Raw genomic sequence first — 19,023 nt, 5'->3', positions numbered from 1 at the left:
ACTATCCTATTAAAGCACCATAACAAGAGCCTCTACCGCCAGCCGCTTTAACTGTACCTGCCCAACCCTCAAGAGTTAATCTTGGTTGAAATGTTTCCCCGGCTGCAAGTCGTGTGATGGTGTTGAGTTCAATTCCATGAAAGTAATCTGTTCTTCTAGCTCTGACAGTTTCTTGCCACCAATTATTCCTTACGAACAATGATAGAATTGTGTTTCCATTATTCTCAACACCTCCAGTTATGGTAAAATCACAACCGAAGTAATATAATCCATCTTCTGGAGCGGTAAATACTGTTCCGTTCCATCCGTTCCCTACATTTACGTTTACATTTTGAAACGAAACAATATTTACGCCATTTGATAGAGAAACATCGTTTAGTACAGTTGCTTTGAAAGCAGGCCTAGCAAGTCCAAGCGTTGCTCTTTGTCCCGCAGTTGTTGTGTCATCCAAGAGGTTGCGAGCGACGGGCGTTATCGGTGTAAGCGCCGCACCACTGGCACCATTAAGATAAGGCAGCCGGTCCGCTGCCGCTGCGCCGCCGAGATTGAGCAGTGCGATTGCAGCCGCAGTAATGTCAGACTGGACAACGTTTTCATCGGTGTCGGTGCTTAGAAATTTGTTCGCAGCCAACACCAAAGCAGCCAACTTTCCAAGACTGCCGTTCGGGTCTTGGACGCCGAAGGTCGACTGATCCTTCAACTCATACTCACCAGCCGCATTACCGACAGGCACTTTGCCCTCTTCGACACCGAGCTCAGCAAGATTGGATAGAACACCATTGCCGAGCAATTCGATCAGCGTCATAGCCTGCGCAGTCACGCGAGCACCGTCTGGCAAATATCGCGCGCGATAAGGCGCATCGGCCAGCGAAGTGCCAGTCCACGGCTCAGTCAGGGTCAGCGATGTATTACTGTTCACGCTGGCAATGACGGCCGTCAGGTTCTGAATTTGAAGCGTGTCACCTTCACGAAACTTCGCCACATCGAACAGCGTGCCGGTTCCGGTCACAGCCGTTGAGCCATTGGCAAGCGTTATCGTGCCAGAGGTGTAATCTGACAAAACAGCCATAGTATTCTCCGATTTCGGATTGTTAGAGCGTGGTAGCTCCGAGGATGTAGTAGCGGACGCCGACAGGGTCTGGGAAACCAGTCACGGACCCAGCACTGTTGCCAGGCGAGATATGGACAATGCAATGATCGCTGTTGACGACAGTCGCCATGGAGTGCCTCAGCACTTCAACGCCACCGCCCGGTGACAAGTACATGGTGTGATTGCCTTGTCGGAACATGTCTCCAAAATCGACAATAACCTTGGGAAACACGAATAAGCCTTGGCTGTCGAAATCAATACGGGCCGCGATATTTCCGTAACGCCAGTGAACCTGATTGGTTGCGCTGAAACTTGAGGCTGGGATATACCCTTCTGCCAAAACCGTCACAGCTGCGAAACGAGTGTCCAGAAGGATATCGTTGTACCCCGGCGCGACATCACTGGAACCCGGACTTTTAATCTGAAGATATTGACCTTCAACCTTTCGGATTACAGCGCTTCCGCCTGATGTTCGGCCTTGGACGCCGGTAGCGTAGAGCATGAACCGAATAGCAACCGAATGCGTACCGACGACCGAGAACCTTATGCCGCCATGTTCGACGCGGTAATACGCCCAAGTTTGCTGTTCATCAAAGCCAGTATTCAGGTTGACTGGAGGAATGGCAAATCCCCAACCATTCAGGCTGCAAATCGTATCGCAGACCATTGAAGGGGACAGGTCGAAGTCAATCGAAGTAGGCTTTTCGACAAAGTATGATGTTCCCGGCGCGATGGCAGGCGTTTCGCCCATCATCACACACTTGATCGGAGTCCTGTCACTATCCATGATCAGCTGACGACCTGTCGCTGTATCAATTGAAAACCCCGGCCTTGCCATCTTGATGCGGTTGTTGGACGCTTCAAATGCTATCTGCCCTGCGATAGGCGTTCCGACAGGCTTAGGAATTGGCACGTTGTTACATGGCAAATCCCAGATCATCGTATTCACGTATTCTTTGTCGCCGCCGAGGTAGGTGTCAAAACTCGCGGACGTGTCCGATGGCCTTATGCACCACCCGGTATAGCCGAAGTCTGAAGGAATACGTCGATAGCCGAGGCCAGTTGTGCCAGTCTCCGTCGAGTAGCAAGTCACGCCATAGTTAGTGACGCTGAAATAATAGGCGCTCGAACTTCCCGGTTTATTGTTCCAGAGAATGCGAGATGTTCCATCCGCAGAAATGAACTTCACCTCTGCAAATGGGATGGTGCCTGCGAGGTCAGGCATTCGACCAATCAGCCCATAGATATCATAACGAGTGCCAGTCTCATTAGATGTCGTGTAGGTACTTTTCATAACCCACTGATCGCCAAGCGAACCAGTTTGCAGGCCATACATGCCCCCCGGGAGATATCCCCCGGGATAGTTCGATTTGTTCAGGGGCTGTGGTGTCTGAAAGTTTCCAAACACATAGGAAAGATTGCTCGCCTCCGAATTGAAATAGAAGCGATTATGCGCATCGTTCGGCACATCCAACGGCCAGTCGCTGTCATACTTATTGACCTTCATCACCGCGCCTACGCCCGGCTTGTTTGCAACGATCCAGCTAACCATCAGACAATAATCCTTAGATAAGCATTTCCCACATCGCCGCGCATATCGAGCTTTTCATTGTCGGACTGGAGCCGTTTAAACTTCACGGTTCCGACAACGATATTCTCAACCACAACTCGACCATCCTCAACGACGAATGGATAAGTGAAGCTGCCATCGTCGTTCGGATCTGCAATGGCAAACTGATTGGAGATGACAACGAACTGGCTTGAAGTAGGCGTGACATTGACAAACCAACCCGCCTGTTTCCAGCTATCGCCAGACCCAACACGCCCAAACGCTGAAATCTTTACAGACTGGCCTCCTGCTCCCTGTGTCGCTGTCATGCGCCAGGCCGCATTTGAGACGGAACCATCAACCGATGCATTGACTTCAGTCAGTGCATTGGAAATGGCTGTCATATCGCCTTCGACGCCATCAACACGGCTCTGCAACAATGACACGGTGCTTGCATCGGCTTTGTTTCCCAGACTGACATTGATTTGTATCAGCTGCTGACCAATGGCGCTGTTCGGGCCAGTGGCGGTCAGAATGTCTTCCTGCCATGATGCCTTTGCTGTCCCGTATGTGCTGGTTAGCCGCCGACTGAGACGCTCGATATTTGAATAAGCACTGAGAAGACCATCGGCGGATGAGGTAGCATTCTCTTGAGCCTGCCGAACAAGTTCACGTCGATCATCCGTCATCCAGTTAAGAAGGCCGGTCACGTCATCATCGAGGCGACCATAATCGACCGGGCTGTTGTCTGTGGACGTTTCTTGCGTCAGTACCAGCACTGGCGCAGACCAAGTCACAGGTCGCGTTCCTGCCGCCACTCTGAAACGATACCGGACATTCCATTCAGAGAGCCTCGTAAGTCCGTTCACGATCTGAAAGACAGTCACATCACGCGGCACATAATCCGTGAATATCTGGGACGGATCATTCTCAGGCCAATATTGGATTTCCACGCCTTCAACTGTGGTGTCTGCGATCTCATCCCAGAACAGACGAATGCCGGGGTATTCCTGACCGTCATCACCAATGACTCTGTTTGGAATGGCGTTGAAGTTGGCAAGTTGCGTTTGATAAATCGGCTGGCCATTCGGAATTGGAACAGGTGGGTTTGTCTCGTATGCGGTCGGGTCAAAAATACCGTCGCCAACTTCTTTCCAGCTGATCGAAACATCACGAACACCGTCGCTGCCCATCGCGCCAAGAGATTTTGTATGAACCTGAAATCTGATCGTGCGTTTATACCGGACTGACTGCCATTCAACCCATTGCCCGACTTGAAGGCCGAGGAACTTCGGACGCACGACAAAGCTGCCGTTCGCCTGATAGCGGGAGGCACGGATTGCAATGTCTGCCAGCCGGTCACCCACGCGAGGATCAGTGACGGCGGTATAATCCACCTTTGACGCCAAACGCTCACGATCCTGAGCTAAGGCAACAGCGTCAATTCTCGTGGCGAGAGGTGACGTTTCATAGAACAGATCCGGGCTGACATATGTCGCAGCCATTGTGTTGACCAATTCTGATTGAGTGCGATGCAAGGAAAGCTGAAAGGGCTTTTCCCATGCGATATCTTGGTCGGTAATCGTTGCAACAACTGCCTGATTGGCACCGACAATCGGATACTGGCCACGTACGCTTTCAACCCATGAACCGGCGCATGCCTCACGCAAAGGCGTCATATTCGAGTCATGCGTAACACCATCGCCAGACGACGCAATGAGGGCAGCCCTATATCGTCGGCTGCCATCCGACATGACTTCATCGCAGATATTCATCGCGGTGAACCATTCGGAAAGTGGGAGAAGGCTTGCAGCAATACCACGCCCGACAATCTTTTCAGTGCCTATGTAAATCCCACGCTCAAGGTTGAACATTATGACGGGCGGATTATCTGAAAATTCCCAAGTGCTTTGATCATTCCAGCGGTGAGAGCCAAAGCCGCCGACCGAGCTGTCTTTGCGTGGATCATAGAGAGGAGCGCCACGAACTTCGAAACGAAGGCCCGGAACAGCGGTGATATTATCAACATCGGTGATGGTCGTAACGATCACATAGCAAAGACCCGCACCGCGATGCGCTGTCGTCCAGCGGCCAACCGGATTGGCGTATGCAACAAGTGCACTATCCGAAGTCTGATCAAAAGCACCGTGATAGAAGCGGACAAATAACTGACCGCTGTCTTTTACACCAAGAACGCGCTGACCATAGATGCGGCCCTCGTCGCCCTGTTGGTCAGGAGAGAGCGATTTCCACTCGCCATCCATCTGCACGCGAAGAAGTTCAGTGCATCGGAAGTCCGAAAGCTTGAACACGTCCTGGACAATATGATTGCCTTTGTCGAAAGCGTTTCGATAGACATGATGTCCATTGGTGCCGAAGATACCCAGACCGACTTCACGTGTCAGATTCTCGCCGTACTTGGTTTCTGTCGCTGATGCAGATGATTTTGGCGCTTCACTATAGAGCTTTGCATAGGCGTACTGCGCCGCAACGGCCAAGCCACCCAACACCAGGTTGGCCAGCATCGTCCCGCCGAACAGCCATGAACCGGCTGCACCGATAGCACCGACGATCAGGGAAACAGGTTCCGCCGCCGCAGGCGATGCCAGCAGCGCAAAGAAAATAGCCAGAAGATATTTCATCAGGAAACCTTGAAAGCTCGCTCGGTCATTATGCGAGGGAGAAAGCGTAAGCCGTCCTCACCCTTCACAGCGAAACCATATTCACAGAAGTAACCAACCGTACTTTGGTAAAGACCAAGATCACCGCGCATTGCCATGGCGGGGCCAATCTCTTCAAACCTATCGGCAAGAACCTCACCCAGATTGGCAAATCCATATTTTCTGATCAGCCGGTAAGCGCCGATTCTGGTCTTGTATCTGCCACGAATATCAACGGCTGGATCGGTACCGAGAACAGCCGAAACAACGTCACATGCAGTGAGAAGGCAATCCGACTTGCCCCAAACGAGAGGCGTGACTAAGTGCGCCTCCGTGACAGCCACGAGACGTTTTTCCCATTCTGGATGGCGCATGATTGCCCCTTACTGGTATGGCGTGATGTAGAAGTTTTCGAGCTTCACGGTGGAGGCATATTCAAAGAACTTGTCGCCCTGTGAAATGAGCTGCTGATCTTCGTGCGAGGCAGTGCGATAGCCGTCGCGGTGATTTTCGAGCGCCGTCGTTTCGATGTTCGCCTTTAGCATCATTTCGCCACCATCAATCACATGATCAATGGTGTCGATATATCCGCGATACATCGGCTCCACATGCAGCAGCTCGCGTGTGTCCGGATCGATATATGCATCATAAAGGATGATCGAGCGCCCCTTGTAGTCGACGCTCTCAATCTCGGCCAACTTGTCCGGCGTGATGCCATAGTCTGCTGCTGTCGGCATCGTGATGGTGATCGGAAGCGCTTCTGAACCCATTTGCATAGGGGGCTCTTCAATCGCGATAAGCTGGTTGGGAATGTATGTGTTTCCGTTCCAGACAAGTTCAGATGAGCCGTTCCAGACATACCAGAAGCCGGTTCCGAAATGAAAATCACCGAGAGAGCGCACGACAATGCGCCCCTCTTCCAGCAATTGCTGTAGACGAGTTGGGAAAGCCATGTGATAACCGATCTTAACTTGAGTCTGATATGAAGGTTTTCAAATGCGGGGCGCTTTAAAGATCTTAGTTCCACTTATCGCACTTAGTTTGGCTGGTTGCGTAACCATGCCGAAATACACAAACGAAGAGATCTTAGATCTACGCCTTCAACTTACTCAGTGTATATCGACGCTGTCTAAAGCGAGAGCTCGTCCGGAGGAGCGACTAGTTATCGTCAGCATAGATCTTGCTAAAGGTGGCGTTATCAAACGTGCTGTAGTTTCCTATCGCAGTAAGTCAACCGATGCCAGCCTTGGGGTTTTAGCGATGCTGCTGATCAGAAAATGCTCGCCTTTGAAAACGCGAATAGAGGGACCTGTTCACGTCCCAATCGTATTGGTCAGCAAAAAGACAAATTAACTATTTCGGCACCTCGATAAGCTGAAAAGACGCCATTGGAAATGGGCCGTCCGACATTTGGAAACTGTCTTTGATTAGTCTTGTATTCATTTCGGGTTGCTTGAACCGGACCGTCGCCCCGATCCCAACGTAAGACGAAATGGGCTGATCAACCTTGACCGTTATGGTCGTGCTCATGGCCGTAGCTCCCCCGCCATAAACGACTTGCAGGAACTGCCGATAATCACCGCTCATGAGTGAAAACATATCACCATCCATGAGCGTCAACCCCGGAACAACTCCTGTTATCTGAACCGTATAGCCATTCGTCACGGCACCACGCGAGGCGGTGCCGATGATATGCGGATTGTTAGGATCTCCCCAATAAGCTCTGGGAATGCAAATATGCTGAGGACGATAGACAATCGTTTCCATACCTCCACGCGCTGCCGCAATAAACGCCTGAAGCTGCACTGCCTGATCAGCCCGCATTGAAACGGTTTTCATGTCAACGACACGGTACGGATCGGCGTATTCAATATTGGAGATGGTTTTGCCGCCGAATTTGGACTGACTGACAGGAACGATTAATTGCGGATAAGAGGCGATGAAGTCGACATTTGCTATAAGATCGATCATCTCTTGAGCATCCCCCTGCGTCCTGCCTGTTTGCTATCACGGGCAAAGCGTGCCGCTCCCGCTTTATCATAGGACTTCACTGCGCCCACGCTTTCCAGACGAGAAACATTCTTTACATAAGCTTGCAGATTGCCGTTGTTATCGACGCTGACACCGACATCAACCGACACTCTACCGCCAGACGTTTCTGCAATTTGCGGCGATGCGGGTAAGTCAGCCAATCTCAGATCAACAGGGATACTCCTACCATCGGGCAATGGAACCGCGGCCTCCGCCATTGGGCCTTCACCAAAGATTGCCGGCTTATCGCTGATGCCGCCCTTCGCGTAGAGACCTATACCGCCATTCATCGCAATGGACTTCTGCCCGCCAAAGCCGAATAGACCTGCGACGATACCTCCGAGGCCAGGTCCTTTCGATCCGCCAAACAGACTGCTAAAGAAATCGGCATAAGCACCCTTGCCAGTCAGGGCAGATTTCACAATCTCGATGGCGAGTTTTTTAAATGCGTCGGCGGCTTCTTCTGTACCTGTAACCACATTGCCAAGTGCGTCGACGGCGTCTGATCCAATCTGGTCAAGACCCGTTATAAAATCCTGCTGCGATTTGTTCGCTCGTTCCTGAGCCGCCTTTTGTGCATCAATGACAGTGATCAATTCAGTGATGCGGTCTTTTTGCTCCTGCGTTGCGCCTGCACCGAGCTTACGTATCTGATTAGAAATGTTCTGCTGTTCGGCTGTCAGCCCGACAATAGACAGCTCATGTTCCAGCGACTTGATTAACTCGTCTGCCGCCTTTTTCTGCCGCTCGGTTTCAGAAATGGCTGTCTTTCGGCTGCTGCCTTTCGAACCTGTATCGATAACCATGGGTGGAAGCGTAAAACCGTCATCGGGTTTATCGCGCGGCTTATTCCGATCTTGGAAATCCTTGATCTGTTTCTCAATTTCGGCAAGATCTTTTTCGAGCTGCTCTTTTGGAGGTAAAAACGCGCCACGATAGTCGCCCGTATTTTTCATTTCGAGCGCGCGTACTTTTTCTCCACGCTGCTTTTCCAGCGTCGAAAGGCTGCGTTTGTCGACATCATTGAACAGATCAAGCACGTAGCGAACTTGACTGGCGACACTGACAACAGCTTGCTTGAGGCTCACGCCGACAGTTGTCACCACGGTGTTGAAGGCAGCATCCAGCTCCGCAGCCTGCTTTACCAACTCGTCCTCAATGACAATACCCAACTGATGGGCTTCATTGATCGTCTGGCGGATGCCATCTTCACCTTGTGCAATAAGTTCCACGAAGCGCTCACCTGCGCTGCCGCCGAATAATTCATCCATCACGCGAATCTGGGCCGCTTTATTAAGGTGCTGAACACGCTTGATAATTTCGGCGAATAGCTCGGACGGTTCTTTTAAACGCTGTGCCACATCCTTGGCGTCAAATCCAAGTCGCTGGAATGCTTCCGAAGCAGAGCCTTTGCCCGTGACAGCAAATTCATCGGCACGAAGGCTCAACTCTTTCATGCCGTCAATCATCGCATCGACATCAATGCGGTTCTTTTCGGCAACGTATTTCATCTCCTGAAAAGCTTTGATCGAAATACCGGCGCGCCGGGCTTCGCGATCAATTGAAGCAATATCACTGATGACCTGTTGCGCCCCTGCCAGGCTAATTCCAACACCAAGACCCGCAAGCGAAGCCTTGAGCAGGCCCATGGAGCGATCCATGCCAGCTGACAGATTAGCAAACTCACGTTTGGTGTCTTGGGCGGTATCCTTGGCATCGCCCCGAACACGTCGCATCGCATCATGAAAGCCACGAGCATTCGCGCCAATGAAGGCCATGATATCGGCGCGAGTGCTCATTGTGGTTTGCTCCTGATGGATTTGGTGGGAGGATGGTGTCGGGCGATTTCACGCGCTCGTTCTGGCGTGATGACATCGTTCAGTTTTCGACCTGTCCGCCCTTCAATGGCTGCCTGAACTTCAGGCCATGTCGAGCGCCAGAAAGTGCGAGGCGACCAGCCTAACTGGCCAGTCGCAATTCGCTGCATATGAGAAATGCGCTCACTTACACTGAAGGGCTTAGGACGTTTCCCGGGTCGAGCTTATCAAATGCACGATCCAGATCAGCGATAGCATCAACTTCATCTCGGATTTTATGGCCTTGCGCGATATGACCCGTGAGGGCTTTTGTGATGGCGTCGCGCCATTCCGGTTCGTCTGCACCACTAAGCTGACGCATCGCCTCATGTGCCAACTTACGGGCTTCATCCTCACCATCTGAATGCACTGTCAGTGTTCGAATGGCAGCCATGACAGTTCTGGGGTGAAACCCGATCAGACGTTTATAAAGCGTCTGCATGTCGTCGCAGTCTGCCAGCTGGCACAATTGCGCCAGGCGAGCAAACTCAACAACCATCACGATTTTCGTTTTGCCGATCTGGCATGAGGCTTCGCCTCGTGCGGGGTTGAATATCGGATCCATTATGCTGCCGCCGTGAAGCCGATATTGCCGGTCGCAGACATTCGTCCCTGCGCCTGCAATTCGCCAGTCTTGTCACCAGACAGTGTCATTGACACAAGGAAGTCTGCCTCGAACGTGCCGACACCAGGAACCACGACTTGATAGGATGTGACGATCTGATTGACGGCATCGCCGGTCATCGCTTTCTGCGCCGCATTGCCGACATAGGCACCATCCAGCTGCAAACCAATGCTCTGCATGCCATACATCAGCGAACGAACAAGCTTACTACCGGGGTTCACGCAGTCGGGCTTGGTAATATCGATTTCTTCGTTGTTGATTTCGATAGAGCGGGCTTCGGAAACGCAGACCGAAACGAATTCCTGATCGGCGTCCATGTATCTTTTGATGACAAGTTCACGCCCCATGTACTGAGCCATGGCAAATTCTCCTGTAGATTGAAAACGAGGGTCAGGCAGCCCGGTCAGGAATGCCAGCGAAGGTGCGATAGCTCACTTCGAATACGACACGGCCCGAGCCAAGACTCTGGGCTGTTTGCGGGTCAATGAACATTTCCGAAGCGGTGGGTATAATATCGATGACCAGACCACCCAGATGTGATGGCGGTATCGCTTGCTCCACCAACTCTGCCAGTTCATCGAACTCACGCTGTGGGTCTGAACGGCCTTTGAATTGAATAATGACATTGACCAGTAACCGGCGATTGATGCGCGCCAGCTCCTGATTGGTGACCTCATCCAGAATGACGCCATCGGGTGTGGATGTTTCGCCCGTATGAATGATAGTGAAGAATGGCATATCCTCCTGCTCGATGGCGCGTGCACGCATCAGGGATACCCTGCCGTTTTTGGTGACGATGAAAGGCTGTAGATCAGCCTTGAGTTTTTCGAGGATCTGATAACGAAGATGCATAATCAGTGATCCTGTAAAAGAAGACGTTTCATCGCGCGGCCATCATCAACATGCCCCGCAATCTCAAACACATCCCCGACGTTCTTGCTGTCATCACTCTCAAGGATTTTGACCATATCGCCCTGCCGAACGGCATCGATCAGATTTCCTTGAATTGCGAGCGTATAACGGATGCCTTCGGCGGCGATGCCTTCGAGATTAATCAGATCGGTATCGCGAACGCTTCGAAAAATCCCCCGAAGTGGTGCTTGAACGACGCCTGCAATGGTGAGTTCTATTTCAACATTGCCGAGGGAGGCGACAAAAGCGCCTCCCATTTGTGCAAAGACACCGGGCCGCGACATTAGCCCTGTGCGTCCTGAAGCGCCTGTTCAGCAGCATTGAGCGCTTTCTCTGCCGCCTCAAAAGCTTTCAGCTCATCATCGCCTGCGTCTTCGCCTTCCAATGCCGCTTTTGCTGCATCGAATGCCTGTTGCGCCGTTTCAAGCGACTTCGCGAGAGCATCCGTCTCGGATGCTTTTGCGATGACAGTGGCATTGCGAGACGGCTTCACCGCCTCATTCACAGCCGGGATGACGCCAAAAATGTCACCAATTCGTTTGGCTTCATCTTCGGGCAAAGAGACAGGCGTGCCGGGAGGTATGTCCTTGCCCCCGACGATGAGTGTGGCTGCATAGGCCTGCGTGACAGTTTTTTTAGCCATTTCAATGATCCTCCGTTTCAACAGACGCGATCAGCGCACAAGAGCGAACAATGATGCGTTCGCATCGCCGGGAACCGGGAGCGGGGCGCTCTGCGTCATCAACATCGTGGCGGATGGGTCCTGCTGTTCCCACATCTTCGCGAAACGGGCGAGTGGTGCCAGCCTTGCGCCTGTGTCCTGGATAGCACCGTGCGCCATAAAGCCCTGTAACTGCGATGGAGAGACCACGCCCACACCATAGCTAGGCCACACTTCGATATCGTTGCCGGCATCATCCTGAAATAGCTGCGTGTATTGCCAGTAATTAAACTGACCAACAGAGCCGAGGTAGACTGCAACCATATCCTCACTGCCCGCAGCAATCGGGCCAAGCTGCATGACGCCATCTGCCTGCCGGCGGTTATCAAGGAGCTGCCGCATTTCCTCATCGGTCTGAAGCAGTTCTGCAGCTTCTGCACCCAGAATGATTTCAGTTGCAGCACCACCTGACGCCTTTGCAACACGAGTACCCCAATCACGGATGGAAGTTCGGACCTTCACGCCGTTCTCACCCCAACGATTGGCACCTGTAAGCGCCACTGTCAGTTCCGCCTTGCGAGCGTAGTCGACAACCTGCGTTTCATAGTCTTCCCCGCTGACGGTGATCTTTCCCGATTTCAGGGCTTCGGCTGCCATGATCTCTTCGCGTCGGGTGATTTCGTCATCCTGATCAAAGAGTGTGTCGGTAACAGTTTGCAGGTAACGATCTTCCGGTGACAATTCACCGCCGATGCGCTCGCCGGGGCGACGGCGGAAACCCTCACCTGGTCGAATAGTATTTTTCGGCTTCACGTAAGCGGGCGTGAAAGTGGTCGTCTGTCGACCACGGATTGCACGCTCGCGACCCGGCACCAGTGGAGACACAAACGGTGCCACATTGCGGCGACGTTTAAGCTTGTCGAATGCGATTTCTTCTGAATCCGACTGAAAGCCATTCGGGAAGAATGTATCGCGGATCCACGCTGTAGGGCGGTCGCGCGATTCAATGACCGCAGCCAGCGCAACCGTGCTGAAAAGATAGTTTTCCATTCCGGAAAATCCTTAGATTGGGCGTCTAAACGCAGATGATGAGTGATGAAGGCTCAGGCGAGCTTGTGGATGTAGAGCGGTGCTGAAGCTTCACGGAATGCCGCTTCCACCGTGTCAACGGTATGACCTTCACCAAGAATGAGCTTGGAACTATCGAAACCGGCAGAGGTGTAAACGCGCTTTTGCACGGGTCCAGCCGTGGTATCGACGTCAACAGCAAGGACAGCCGACGGCACTTCCGAGCCGTCTGTTTCCGCAGCAGCGGACAGCTTGAAGGTGCCGGCAACGCCGCCCAGCACTGCGCCGCGTTTCAGGACTTGGCCAGCACCAATTGTGACGGTGCGGACAGCAACGGGGTAATCGCCGACAAGCAGGTCGCCGGGCGTATAATCTTGGGTCTGCATGAGCAGCTCTCCCTTATGAGATTTACGGAATTACGAACCTATGAGATTCAGGCCTTGCGAGCGGCGGCGCGGCTTTTGGCAAATGCGACGAGTTTCGCATCAGCCGTTTTGGGCTGAGTGGTGACACCACCATTACCCAAGGCCGGGACACGACCATTCATGCGGGAAGCAAGTGAAGGTTGCGTAGATGCTGCAGAGCCAGAGGCACGAAGCGCAGAAATGGCGCTCTTGGCACTCATGCCGGTTTTAAAGGCTAGATGAGCAGCAAGCGTAGGATTGCCGTCAGCATGTGAGCACCCGAGAATCGACGACATGCGCTTGCGTTCCGCACGGCGACCTCGGGCATATTCGCCGCCTTCTTTTTCATCGTCAGCAACAGGCTCGTCCTCATCCGCTTCCGGCTTTGGCTCGTCTTCATCGTCTGCTGCGGGGTCTGCGTTTTCGTCGTCCTCTGCGTCTTCAGGACGTTCATCGTCTTCCAGTTCCTCGGGCTTTTCATCCTCAAGGCGGTATTTCATGGAACGACCGCCAACGGCGGCCCGGATAGCGCGTGCAAGCGACATCGGCTCTATTCCTTATAAGTTTGTCTGATTTTAGGGTTGGTCAGGCTGGGCGCTTATGCGCCTATCGCTGCCAGAAACTCGTTGAATGCATCCTTTGGTCGTGCAACCGCATCGACCAGTCCGAGATCAACTGCCTTCTGGCCTCGAAACGTATCCGCCTCAGTTGCGAGAGCGGCATCAAGTGATATGCGACCACCGCGATAGCGCGCGACAGTTTCAGCAAACAATACGCGCATGGATTCGAGATCCTCAATTGCGGTGTTGTATTCGTCGTCGGACATGGCTTCGAACATGCCAGGACGAGCTTTGCGCTCGCCAGCACGAAGGATTGTCACGCCAAGCCCCTGTTTCTTCGCCCATTCGGACGCATCCACATGCATTGAGATGACACCAATGGAGCCTGCATAACCGGTCGCCGGAATAACAATCTGGCGGCAGGCTGATGCAATCAAATACGCTGCCGAACAGGCATGATCTGTCAGAACTGCAATTGTCGGCTTTTTCTGAGAGAGCTGAAAAAGGTCCTCGGCACAGTTAAAGCAGCCGTCAACTTCGCCGCCAAAACTATCAACTTCAATGACTGCCGCTTTGATGTCGTCGCGCTCATGGCAATCAGCAATCTGGATGTTCAATCCCTCGTAGGAGGTGACACCTGATGACTTACCGACCCAAGCGCCCTTATTGACCAGAGAACCTTCCGCTTCGATGACCGCAACCTGCCCCACCATTTTAGGGCCGTTATAGATTTTCTCGCCGGTCCATCCGTCACGAAGCTCGCGCATGTCTTCCGTGAGAACTCCCATCTCAGGTGATGCACGAACATTGACCTCGTTTCCGAGCACGCGCGGCCCAAAGGCGCGAGCGATGATATTGGCTTTCCCCTCATGCAGCATCAACGGCGTGTTGAAGAGACGAGCTGCAACTTCGGGCATGGCATATGGCATCATTTGCTTGCCTCTTCCTTTTCTTCATCGCCCTGTTCGTTTGGATCGGATGCAAACCGCGACACGACGCCGGCACTTGCAGTTTCGCCGGACACAACGCCCAGCTTGCGAGCAAATCTCTGTTCGCGCGCACGCTGCATCATATCTTCCTTCCAGTCGCGTCCTTGTTCCGCCGATTCCGATTCTTGCGTGGTAAGACCCGTTGCAAGACGAATGGCAGCGGCTTTCGCTTCCTTCTCAGGATCGACCCAACCGCGCCCGCTGCCAATCCATGCAGCCCGCACCCAGCCCGCAGGGTTGGCCTGAAATGAAACCGCGTGCGGGGGCAGTATGATGCGGCGCTGATCAAACACCTCCTCAAGCCAAGCCCAATAAATGGGCTGCATAAAGGAATGAGCGAAGCTGGATTTTTCCGCAGAAAGACCGCGCCAAATTTCAAGCAATGCTGCACGCGCACTCGAATAATTGACCTTCGACCAATCCATGGTGAGCTGTTCGTATGTCAGCCCGACGCAGGATGCGATGTTACGAAGGGCTGCATTCACAAACACTTCGAATGCAGCATTCGGGTGCTCAGACTTGGTAAAGACGACGTCTTCGCCTGGGTTTAGAAAATTGATCTGAGCGCCTTTGAGGCGGATAGGATCAGCCCCATAAGCTGCAGCTTGTGCCGCAGTTAATGCATTGATTGATTTTCCGATATCGCCAGCGCCCAGAGAATCTGCGAGCTGGTCCATATCGAATGGTGTTTTGATGAAAGCAGCCATCACGGCATTTAGCGACGCCGCCTGCAGTTCGTAATCATTATAGTCCGACACCTGCTTCAACTGCTGCAGGATAGGTGCCCATCTCGACGCGCCTCGTGTCATGCCAGCGCGGGTCGCTTCATATGAATGAACGGCTATCGGACGGCCATATTCATCCTCTCGCTCAATGCGCTCCCAGATAAACATTTGCTGCATGCGCCCGAAGACGTCACCCGGATGTGCCTTGCGGATATGGTAGGCAACAGGCGCACCATATTCGTCGAGTTCTACACCATCACGCAACGTTTCCGAATCCATCTGCCCCATCGGATTTGATAATCGGGCAGGATCAATTACTTGAACACAAGTACCGTAACCGTTCCCACCCATGCGATAAGGCAGGACAGCAAATGCTTCTCCATCGGTAAAACGATGACGGGCAGCAAGTCCGAGGATGCCAGCGACCGACTTGGTACGTTCAGCATCAAACCAGTTTCGGGGATCAGTGGCCACATCAGACCAAAGCGCTTCAATCTGATCACCAATCTCATCCGCCTCATCTTCTGTGAGATTGAGCGTTCTTGCATTAGGCTTCGATGACAAGCGCCAGCCTGAGCCTATGACGTTATCCACGAGACGCGTGACACCTGCTGATGCCCAGCCGCTGTTCCGCACAGCATCATTGATCCGATCTACAACAACATCACGGTTCAAACCGAGCGCGGACTGTCCCGAGTAGGTTCCGGGCCGCCATGCGGCCATAGAGGAATGATCGTTGCTGGCTGCACTATAGGCCGCGCTCATTGCATATCGCCGGCGAGCTGCTGCACGCACGGGTTCAGGCAACGGATTGCCTGAACCGTCGAGAATGACTGTATTGCTCATCCGAACACCACGCGACGTGCACGAGAACGGGATGGCGCAAGACCAAGCTGCGATTCCAGTTCCCGAATATAGTTGCGGAGCTTGCCTTCATCGGCTGTGGTGTAAGTCACGCTTTCACCCTGATAACTTAACTGCACCGTAGCAGCGCCAGTCAGAAGGCGATGCAAAGCGTCCTGTGCCTCGGTGAGACGCTTTTGGATGATCTCACGATTGGCCATTCGAGACTCCTGTTAGCCTCGGCGCGATGCTCTCGCACGCGCTCTGGCAATGGCCGCTGCAACGAGCGGATTTTTATCTTGTGGTTCATGTCTTGATGAAGACTGCGATGGTTGCGACGTCTGAAACATCATTTCTTCAAGATCGAGCTGGGCTGGCGGTGGCTCGCTGGCGAGCCGTTCTGCCAGTGCGTCCCATTCCTCCTCCGTCCAGTAATTGATGCCGAGACGAAGGGCGGCGGCCTGCGCCTGATTGATCATGTCCAGCGCTTCGTTGCGAATGCCTGATGGCAATTCCCATTCATAATAGGGATGGCCTGCACGGTTTTTGCGCTGAACCCGTCGTTCCGAAGTTGCTTGCTGGAAAAAGTCATCTCCCAAGCCTTTCGCAAATTCGATATAGCCAGTCTGCTCAGGGTCTTCTTTTTTGTAAGAGCGGTAGAGAGCAGCTTTCATCACCGAAGCGTTGAAGTTAAAGAAGCGGCGCTGATATTTGAGTGGCTTGCCGCGTTTGTCTTTTTCCTTCTTGACCTGCCCCAACATCGGGGCGGCTTCACGGTTGTCACCGCGAACCATAATGACATCGGTGATCGGATGCTTGCGCGCCCATTCCCACACGTCCTCGGTATAGGCGTTGCCGTCGATGGCAGTCAGATCGGCCTTGCGCCTGTTGCCCCATGAATCGGGCCATTCTCTCTGGATAAGCTTTGACAAAGCATACTGCACCTGCGGCTCTGAGATATGGCCAGAGTGAGAGACGTAGCCAGGCAAAGTCCGCCCAGCCGTGTCGTCAAAGATCCCCCGATCAATCACCACGCGATATCGGTTCTTACCGTGTCCCAGAAGCTGCCATTCAACGCGGTCACCCTGAACGTCGATGCCAATTGTCAGGACAAGCGCACGAGGCGGGATCACGCCGCGAATGACACTGCCCAGTTCCGCGCGGTCACGCAGTAGCTCCCAGCCAATCGCTTCACCATCTGTCTCAAACGGCTGGCCCAGCCAGTCATTGAAGAAGACCTGTTCGGCACCTGACTTTTTACCTTTGTCATCGGGGCCGCCGCGCTGGACGTTCAGATATGCCCGCGCCAGCGCTTCCCAGCTTTCCAGCGGCGAATACGCCACCCAGATGTGAAACGAACGATGATAGCGCGCACGTTCTGGATATTTGGCAACCCAGTTTGCACCATTGGCCGGATCAACCATCCATGCGCGATGATGCTCCCGAATTTCCCCACCGCATTTAGGACAGAAGAAGCCTGCTTTCTCTGGATGCTCAGCATCGATATGATCCCGCATGTTCTCCCATTCGAGCGCATGCAAATGTCGGCAATGGGGACATGGAACATGGTAACGTTCCTGTGTTCCTTGCTCAAAGTTGGTTGAAATCCTGCAGCCCGGAGCAATCAGCGGCGTCGAAATTTTAAGGATTTTCGCCGAGATAAACGCCTTCGACCGGCTTTCTGCCTGACTTTCCGGGTCGCCTGCTTCGTTGTTCTGCCATTTCGACAGATCGTCCTGCACCTGCTTACGCGGTGAAATCATCGAAAGGCCAGATGGCGAGTTGGCACCCGCTGCCTGAATTGCGCCGCGCCCGTCGGCGCGCTCCTTATAATGGATCGAATTGCTGCCATCGCGGCTCTTTTCGGGAAAGAGCGATGCGAGAGCCGTGGTTTCCCGCAAGAGCGGCATCAACTTCTGCTTTGACCAACGCGAAGCATTTTCCTCGGTCGGGTGAACATACAGAAAATCGCACGGGTCCATATCCATGGTTCCCAGCGTGAAGATGTTGGCCAGTACCGTGCCGCCGACCTGTGCCGACTTGGCAATGGTCACCATGCGGCAAGCATCTTCTGGCGACAATGCTCGCAGAATTTCTGAGAAGAACGGAAACAGCGCCTCGTTGTAGGGCCCCGGAAACTGTGTGATGCGATCAGAAAAGACGATATTGCCTTTCGCCCATTTCAGATAATCGACTGGTGGCGGCGGTTGCGTCTCCTGCATCAACACCTGATACGTGAGGCGGCGCGGGTTGCACAGGAGCGTCATTGATCGTCCTCGCTGTCGGCATCCATCAGGTCATCGGTGATATGGGCCGGTTCATTGTCGACAGCGTCGCGAAAGCTCTGAGCGGCACGAGCACGCACGTCGCGAAATGACTTCTGCAGGTGATGCAGAATATCGCGCTGTGGCACTTCAAATTGACCGGCAAGATATGTCGCCATATCCGCAAGCCCGCCCTCCATCACTCGATAAGCCATAGCAACAGCACGGGTGATCTCAGCCTTCGCATCGTCTGCGAAAATGTACCGGCCCTTCGCAAGTGCTTCCTCGCGGCGTGCCCGCGCGGTCTGCATTTTGGCCTGTTCGAGTTTTTCAAGTGCAATCTGGTCGGCAACGACATCAGTGCGAGGAAGCGTGACCGCTGGCGCGCTTGAAAGATCAAGTTCCTGTTTCGATTCTTCTAAAGGCGCAGCGCGAGTTGCGATGCCGTTGAGGCCGAGCCGCTGCGCAACGTCCAACCGACCATTAAGATGGCGGCGAGCCTTATCAACAATGATGCGTGCGCTGCGCCCTGTTCCATCCAAGGCATCCGGCCCGATCTGGCCTGAAGCAATGTACTGAGACACACGGCCCGGCGTGACATTGATCAATCGGGCAAACTCACCCTTCGTCATCGTGGGCAACGATTGCGTTGCTGTCATCTCTCAACCTCGGGATAAAGCATCGGCGGCGCTTAATCCCGCGCTCAATGTTCCAACTTTAGTGTTTGAGTTTAGGAGTTTAGCCTTGAGTTTAGGCTTCGTTTTCCGGCTCAGACTGACCCGATGC

The 19,023-nt window shown here is 53.3% G+C and carries 21 protein-coding genes; all 21 read right to left on the bottom strand.

Going from position 1 to position 19,023, the window contains the following annotated elements:
* Position 1: 1 nt before the first annotated feature.
* The 21 genes from CES85_RS27815 to CES85_RS14320 all read right to left on the bottom strand — a co-directional run bounded on the left by CES85_RS27815 (position 2) and on the right by CES85_RS14320 (position 18,896).
* On the bottom strand, positions 2–1,069 hold the full coding sequence (locus tag CES85_RS27815) for a complement C1q domain-containing protein (RefSeq protein ID WP_244923294.1): 1,068 nt from the start codon (positions 1,067–1,069) through the stop codon (positions 2–4).
* A gap of 22 nt (positions 1,070–1,091) precedes the next feature.
* Positions 1,092–2,642 (bottom strand): hypothetical protein, encoded by a 1,551-nt coding sequence (locus CES85_RS14420; RefSeq protein ID WP_095446595.1) that lies wholly within the window; start codon positions 2,640–2,642, stop codon positions 1,092–1,094.
* Positions 2,642–5,281, bottom strand: a complete 2,640-nt coding sequence (locus tag CES85_RS14415) for a phage tail protein (protein WP_095446594.1) — start codon at positions 5,279–5,281, stop codon at positions 2,642–2,644. The genes CES85_RS14420 and CES85_RS14415 overlap by 1 nt, the downstream gene beginning before the upstream one ends.
* The gene (locus CES85_RS14410; RefSeq protein WP_095446593.1) at positions 5,281–5,673 is read right to left on the bottom strand and encodes a DUF6950 family protein; all 393 of its coding nucleotides are present in this window, start codon (positions 5,671–5,673) and stop codon (positions 5,281–5,283) included. Before CES85_RS14410 ends, CES85_RS14415 begins: the two co-directional genes overlap by 1 nt.
* Before the next feature lie 9 nt (positions 5,674–5,682).
* A complete protein-coding gene (locus CES85_RS14405) occupies positions 5,683–6,252 on the bottom strand; it encodes a hypothetical protein (protein WP_095446592.1) in 570 nt (189 codons plus the stop codon).
* A gap of 400 nt (positions 6,253–6,652) precedes the next feature.
* On the bottom strand, positions 6,653–7,270 hold the full coding sequence (locus CES85_RS14395) for a hypothetical protein (protein WP_095446590.1): 618 nt from the start codon (positions 7,268–7,270) through the stop codon (positions 6,653–6,655).
* A complete protein-coding gene (locus tag CES85_RS14390; protein ID WP_095446589.1) occupies positions 7,267–9,129 on the bottom strand; it encodes a hypothetical protein in 1,863 nt (620 codons plus the stop codon). The genes CES85_RS14395 and CES85_RS14390 overlap by 4 nt, the downstream gene beginning before the upstream one ends.
* Positions 9,126–9,317 carry a phage tail assembly chaperone gene (locus CES85_RS27170; RefSeq protein ID WP_157743462.1) on the bottom strand — a complete coding sequence of 64 codons (192 nt, stop codon included), beginning with the start codon at positions 9,315–9,317 and terminating at the stop codon, positions 9,126–9,128. The genes CES85_RS14390 and CES85_RS27170 overlap by 4 nt, the downstream gene beginning before the upstream one ends.
* Before the next feature lie 17 nt (positions 9,318–9,334).
* Complete coding sequence (locus tag CES85_RS14385; protein ID WP_095446588.1) at positions 9,335–9,751, bottom strand: hypothetical protein; 417 nt, start codon at positions 9,749–9,751, stop codon at positions 9,335–9,337.
* On the bottom strand, positions 9,751–10,170 hold the full coding sequence (locus tag CES85_RS14380; protein WP_244923293.1) for a phage tail tube protein: 420 nt from the start codon (positions 10,168–10,170) through the stop codon (positions 9,751–9,753). The genes CES85_RS14385 and CES85_RS14380 overlap by 1 nt, the downstream gene beginning before the upstream one ends.
* A gap of 31 nt (positions 10,171–10,201) precedes the next feature.
* On the bottom strand, positions 10,202–10,663 hold the full coding sequence (locus CES85_RS14375; protein WP_095446587.1) for a hypothetical protein: 462 nt from the start codon (positions 10,661–10,663) through the stop codon (positions 10,202–10,204).
* A gap of 2 nt (positions 10,664–10,665) precedes the next feature.
* Entirely contained in the window at positions 10,666–11,007 is a 342-nt protein-coding gene (locus CES85_RS14370) for a hypothetical protein (protein WP_095446586.1), read from the bottom strand.
* The gene (locus CES85_RS14365) at positions 11,007–11,366 is read right to left on the bottom strand and encodes a hypothetical protein (RefSeq protein WP_095446585.1); all 360 of its coding nucleotides are present in this window, start codon (positions 11,364–11,366) and stop codon (positions 11,007–11,009) included. Before CES85_RS14365 ends, CES85_RS14370 begins: the two co-directional genes overlap by 1 nt.
* Positions 11,367–11,396: 30 nt before the next feature.
* The gene (locus tag CES85_RS14360) at positions 11,397–12,434 is read right to left on the bottom strand and encodes a major capsid protein (protein WP_095446584.1); all 1,038 of its coding nucleotides are present in this window, start codon (positions 12,432–12,434) and stop codon (positions 11,397–11,399) included.
* A gap of 53 nt (positions 12,435–12,487) precedes the next feature.
* Positions 12,488–12,838 (bottom strand): head decoration protein, encoded by a 351-nt coding sequence (locus tag CES85_RS14355; protein WP_095446583.1) that lies wholly within the window; start codon positions 12,836–12,838, stop codon positions 12,488–12,490.
* 47 nt (positions 12,839–12,885) lie between these two features.
* On the bottom strand, positions 12,886–13,401 hold the full coding sequence (locus CES85_RS27165) for a hypothetical protein (RefSeq protein WP_157743461.1): 516 nt from the start codon (positions 13,399–13,401) through the stop codon (positions 12,886–12,888).
* A gap of 53 nt (positions 13,402–13,454) precedes the next feature.
* The gene (locus CES85_RS14340) at positions 13,455–14,348 is read right to left on the bottom strand and encodes a S49 family peptidase (protein WP_095446581.1); all 894 of its coding nucleotides are present in this window, start codon (positions 14,346–14,348) and stop codon (positions 13,455–13,457) included.
* Positions 14,345–15,976 carry a phage portal protein gene (locus CES85_RS14335; protein ID WP_244923292.1) on the bottom strand — a complete coding sequence of 544 codons (1,632 nt, stop codon included), beginning with the start codon at positions 15,974–15,976 and terminating at the stop codon, positions 14,345–14,347. The genes CES85_RS14340 and CES85_RS14335 overlap by 4 nt, the downstream gene beginning before the upstream one ends.
* On the bottom strand, positions 15,973–16,194 hold the full coding sequence (locus CES85_RS14330) for a phage head-tail joining protein (protein WP_095446580.1): 222 nt from the start codon (positions 16,192–16,194) through the stop codon (positions 15,973–15,975). Before CES85_RS14330 ends, CES85_RS14335 begins: the two co-directional genes overlap by 4 nt.
* A 12-nt stretch (positions 16,195–16,206) precedes the next feature.
* Complete coding sequence (locus CES85_RS14325) at positions 16,207–18,240, bottom strand: phage terminase large subunit family protein (protein WP_095446579.1); 2,034 nt, start codon at positions 18,238–18,240, stop codon at positions 16,207–16,209.
* Complete coding sequence (locus CES85_RS14320) at positions 18,237–18,896, bottom strand: hypothetical protein (protein ID WP_095446578.1); 660 nt, start codon at positions 18,894–18,896, stop codon at positions 18,237–18,239. Before CES85_RS14320 ends, CES85_RS14325 begins: the two co-directional genes overlap by 4 nt.
* Positions 18,897–19,023 lie beyond the last annotated feature (127 nt).

The sequence above is a fragment of the Ochrobactrum quorumnocens genome (assembly GCF_002278035.1).
Taxonomy (GTDB): Bacteria; Pseudomonadota; Alphaproteobacteria; order Rhizobiales; family Rhizobiaceae; genus Brucella; species Brucella quorumnocens.
This window is presented reverse-complemented; position numbering and strand designations above follow the sequence as displayed.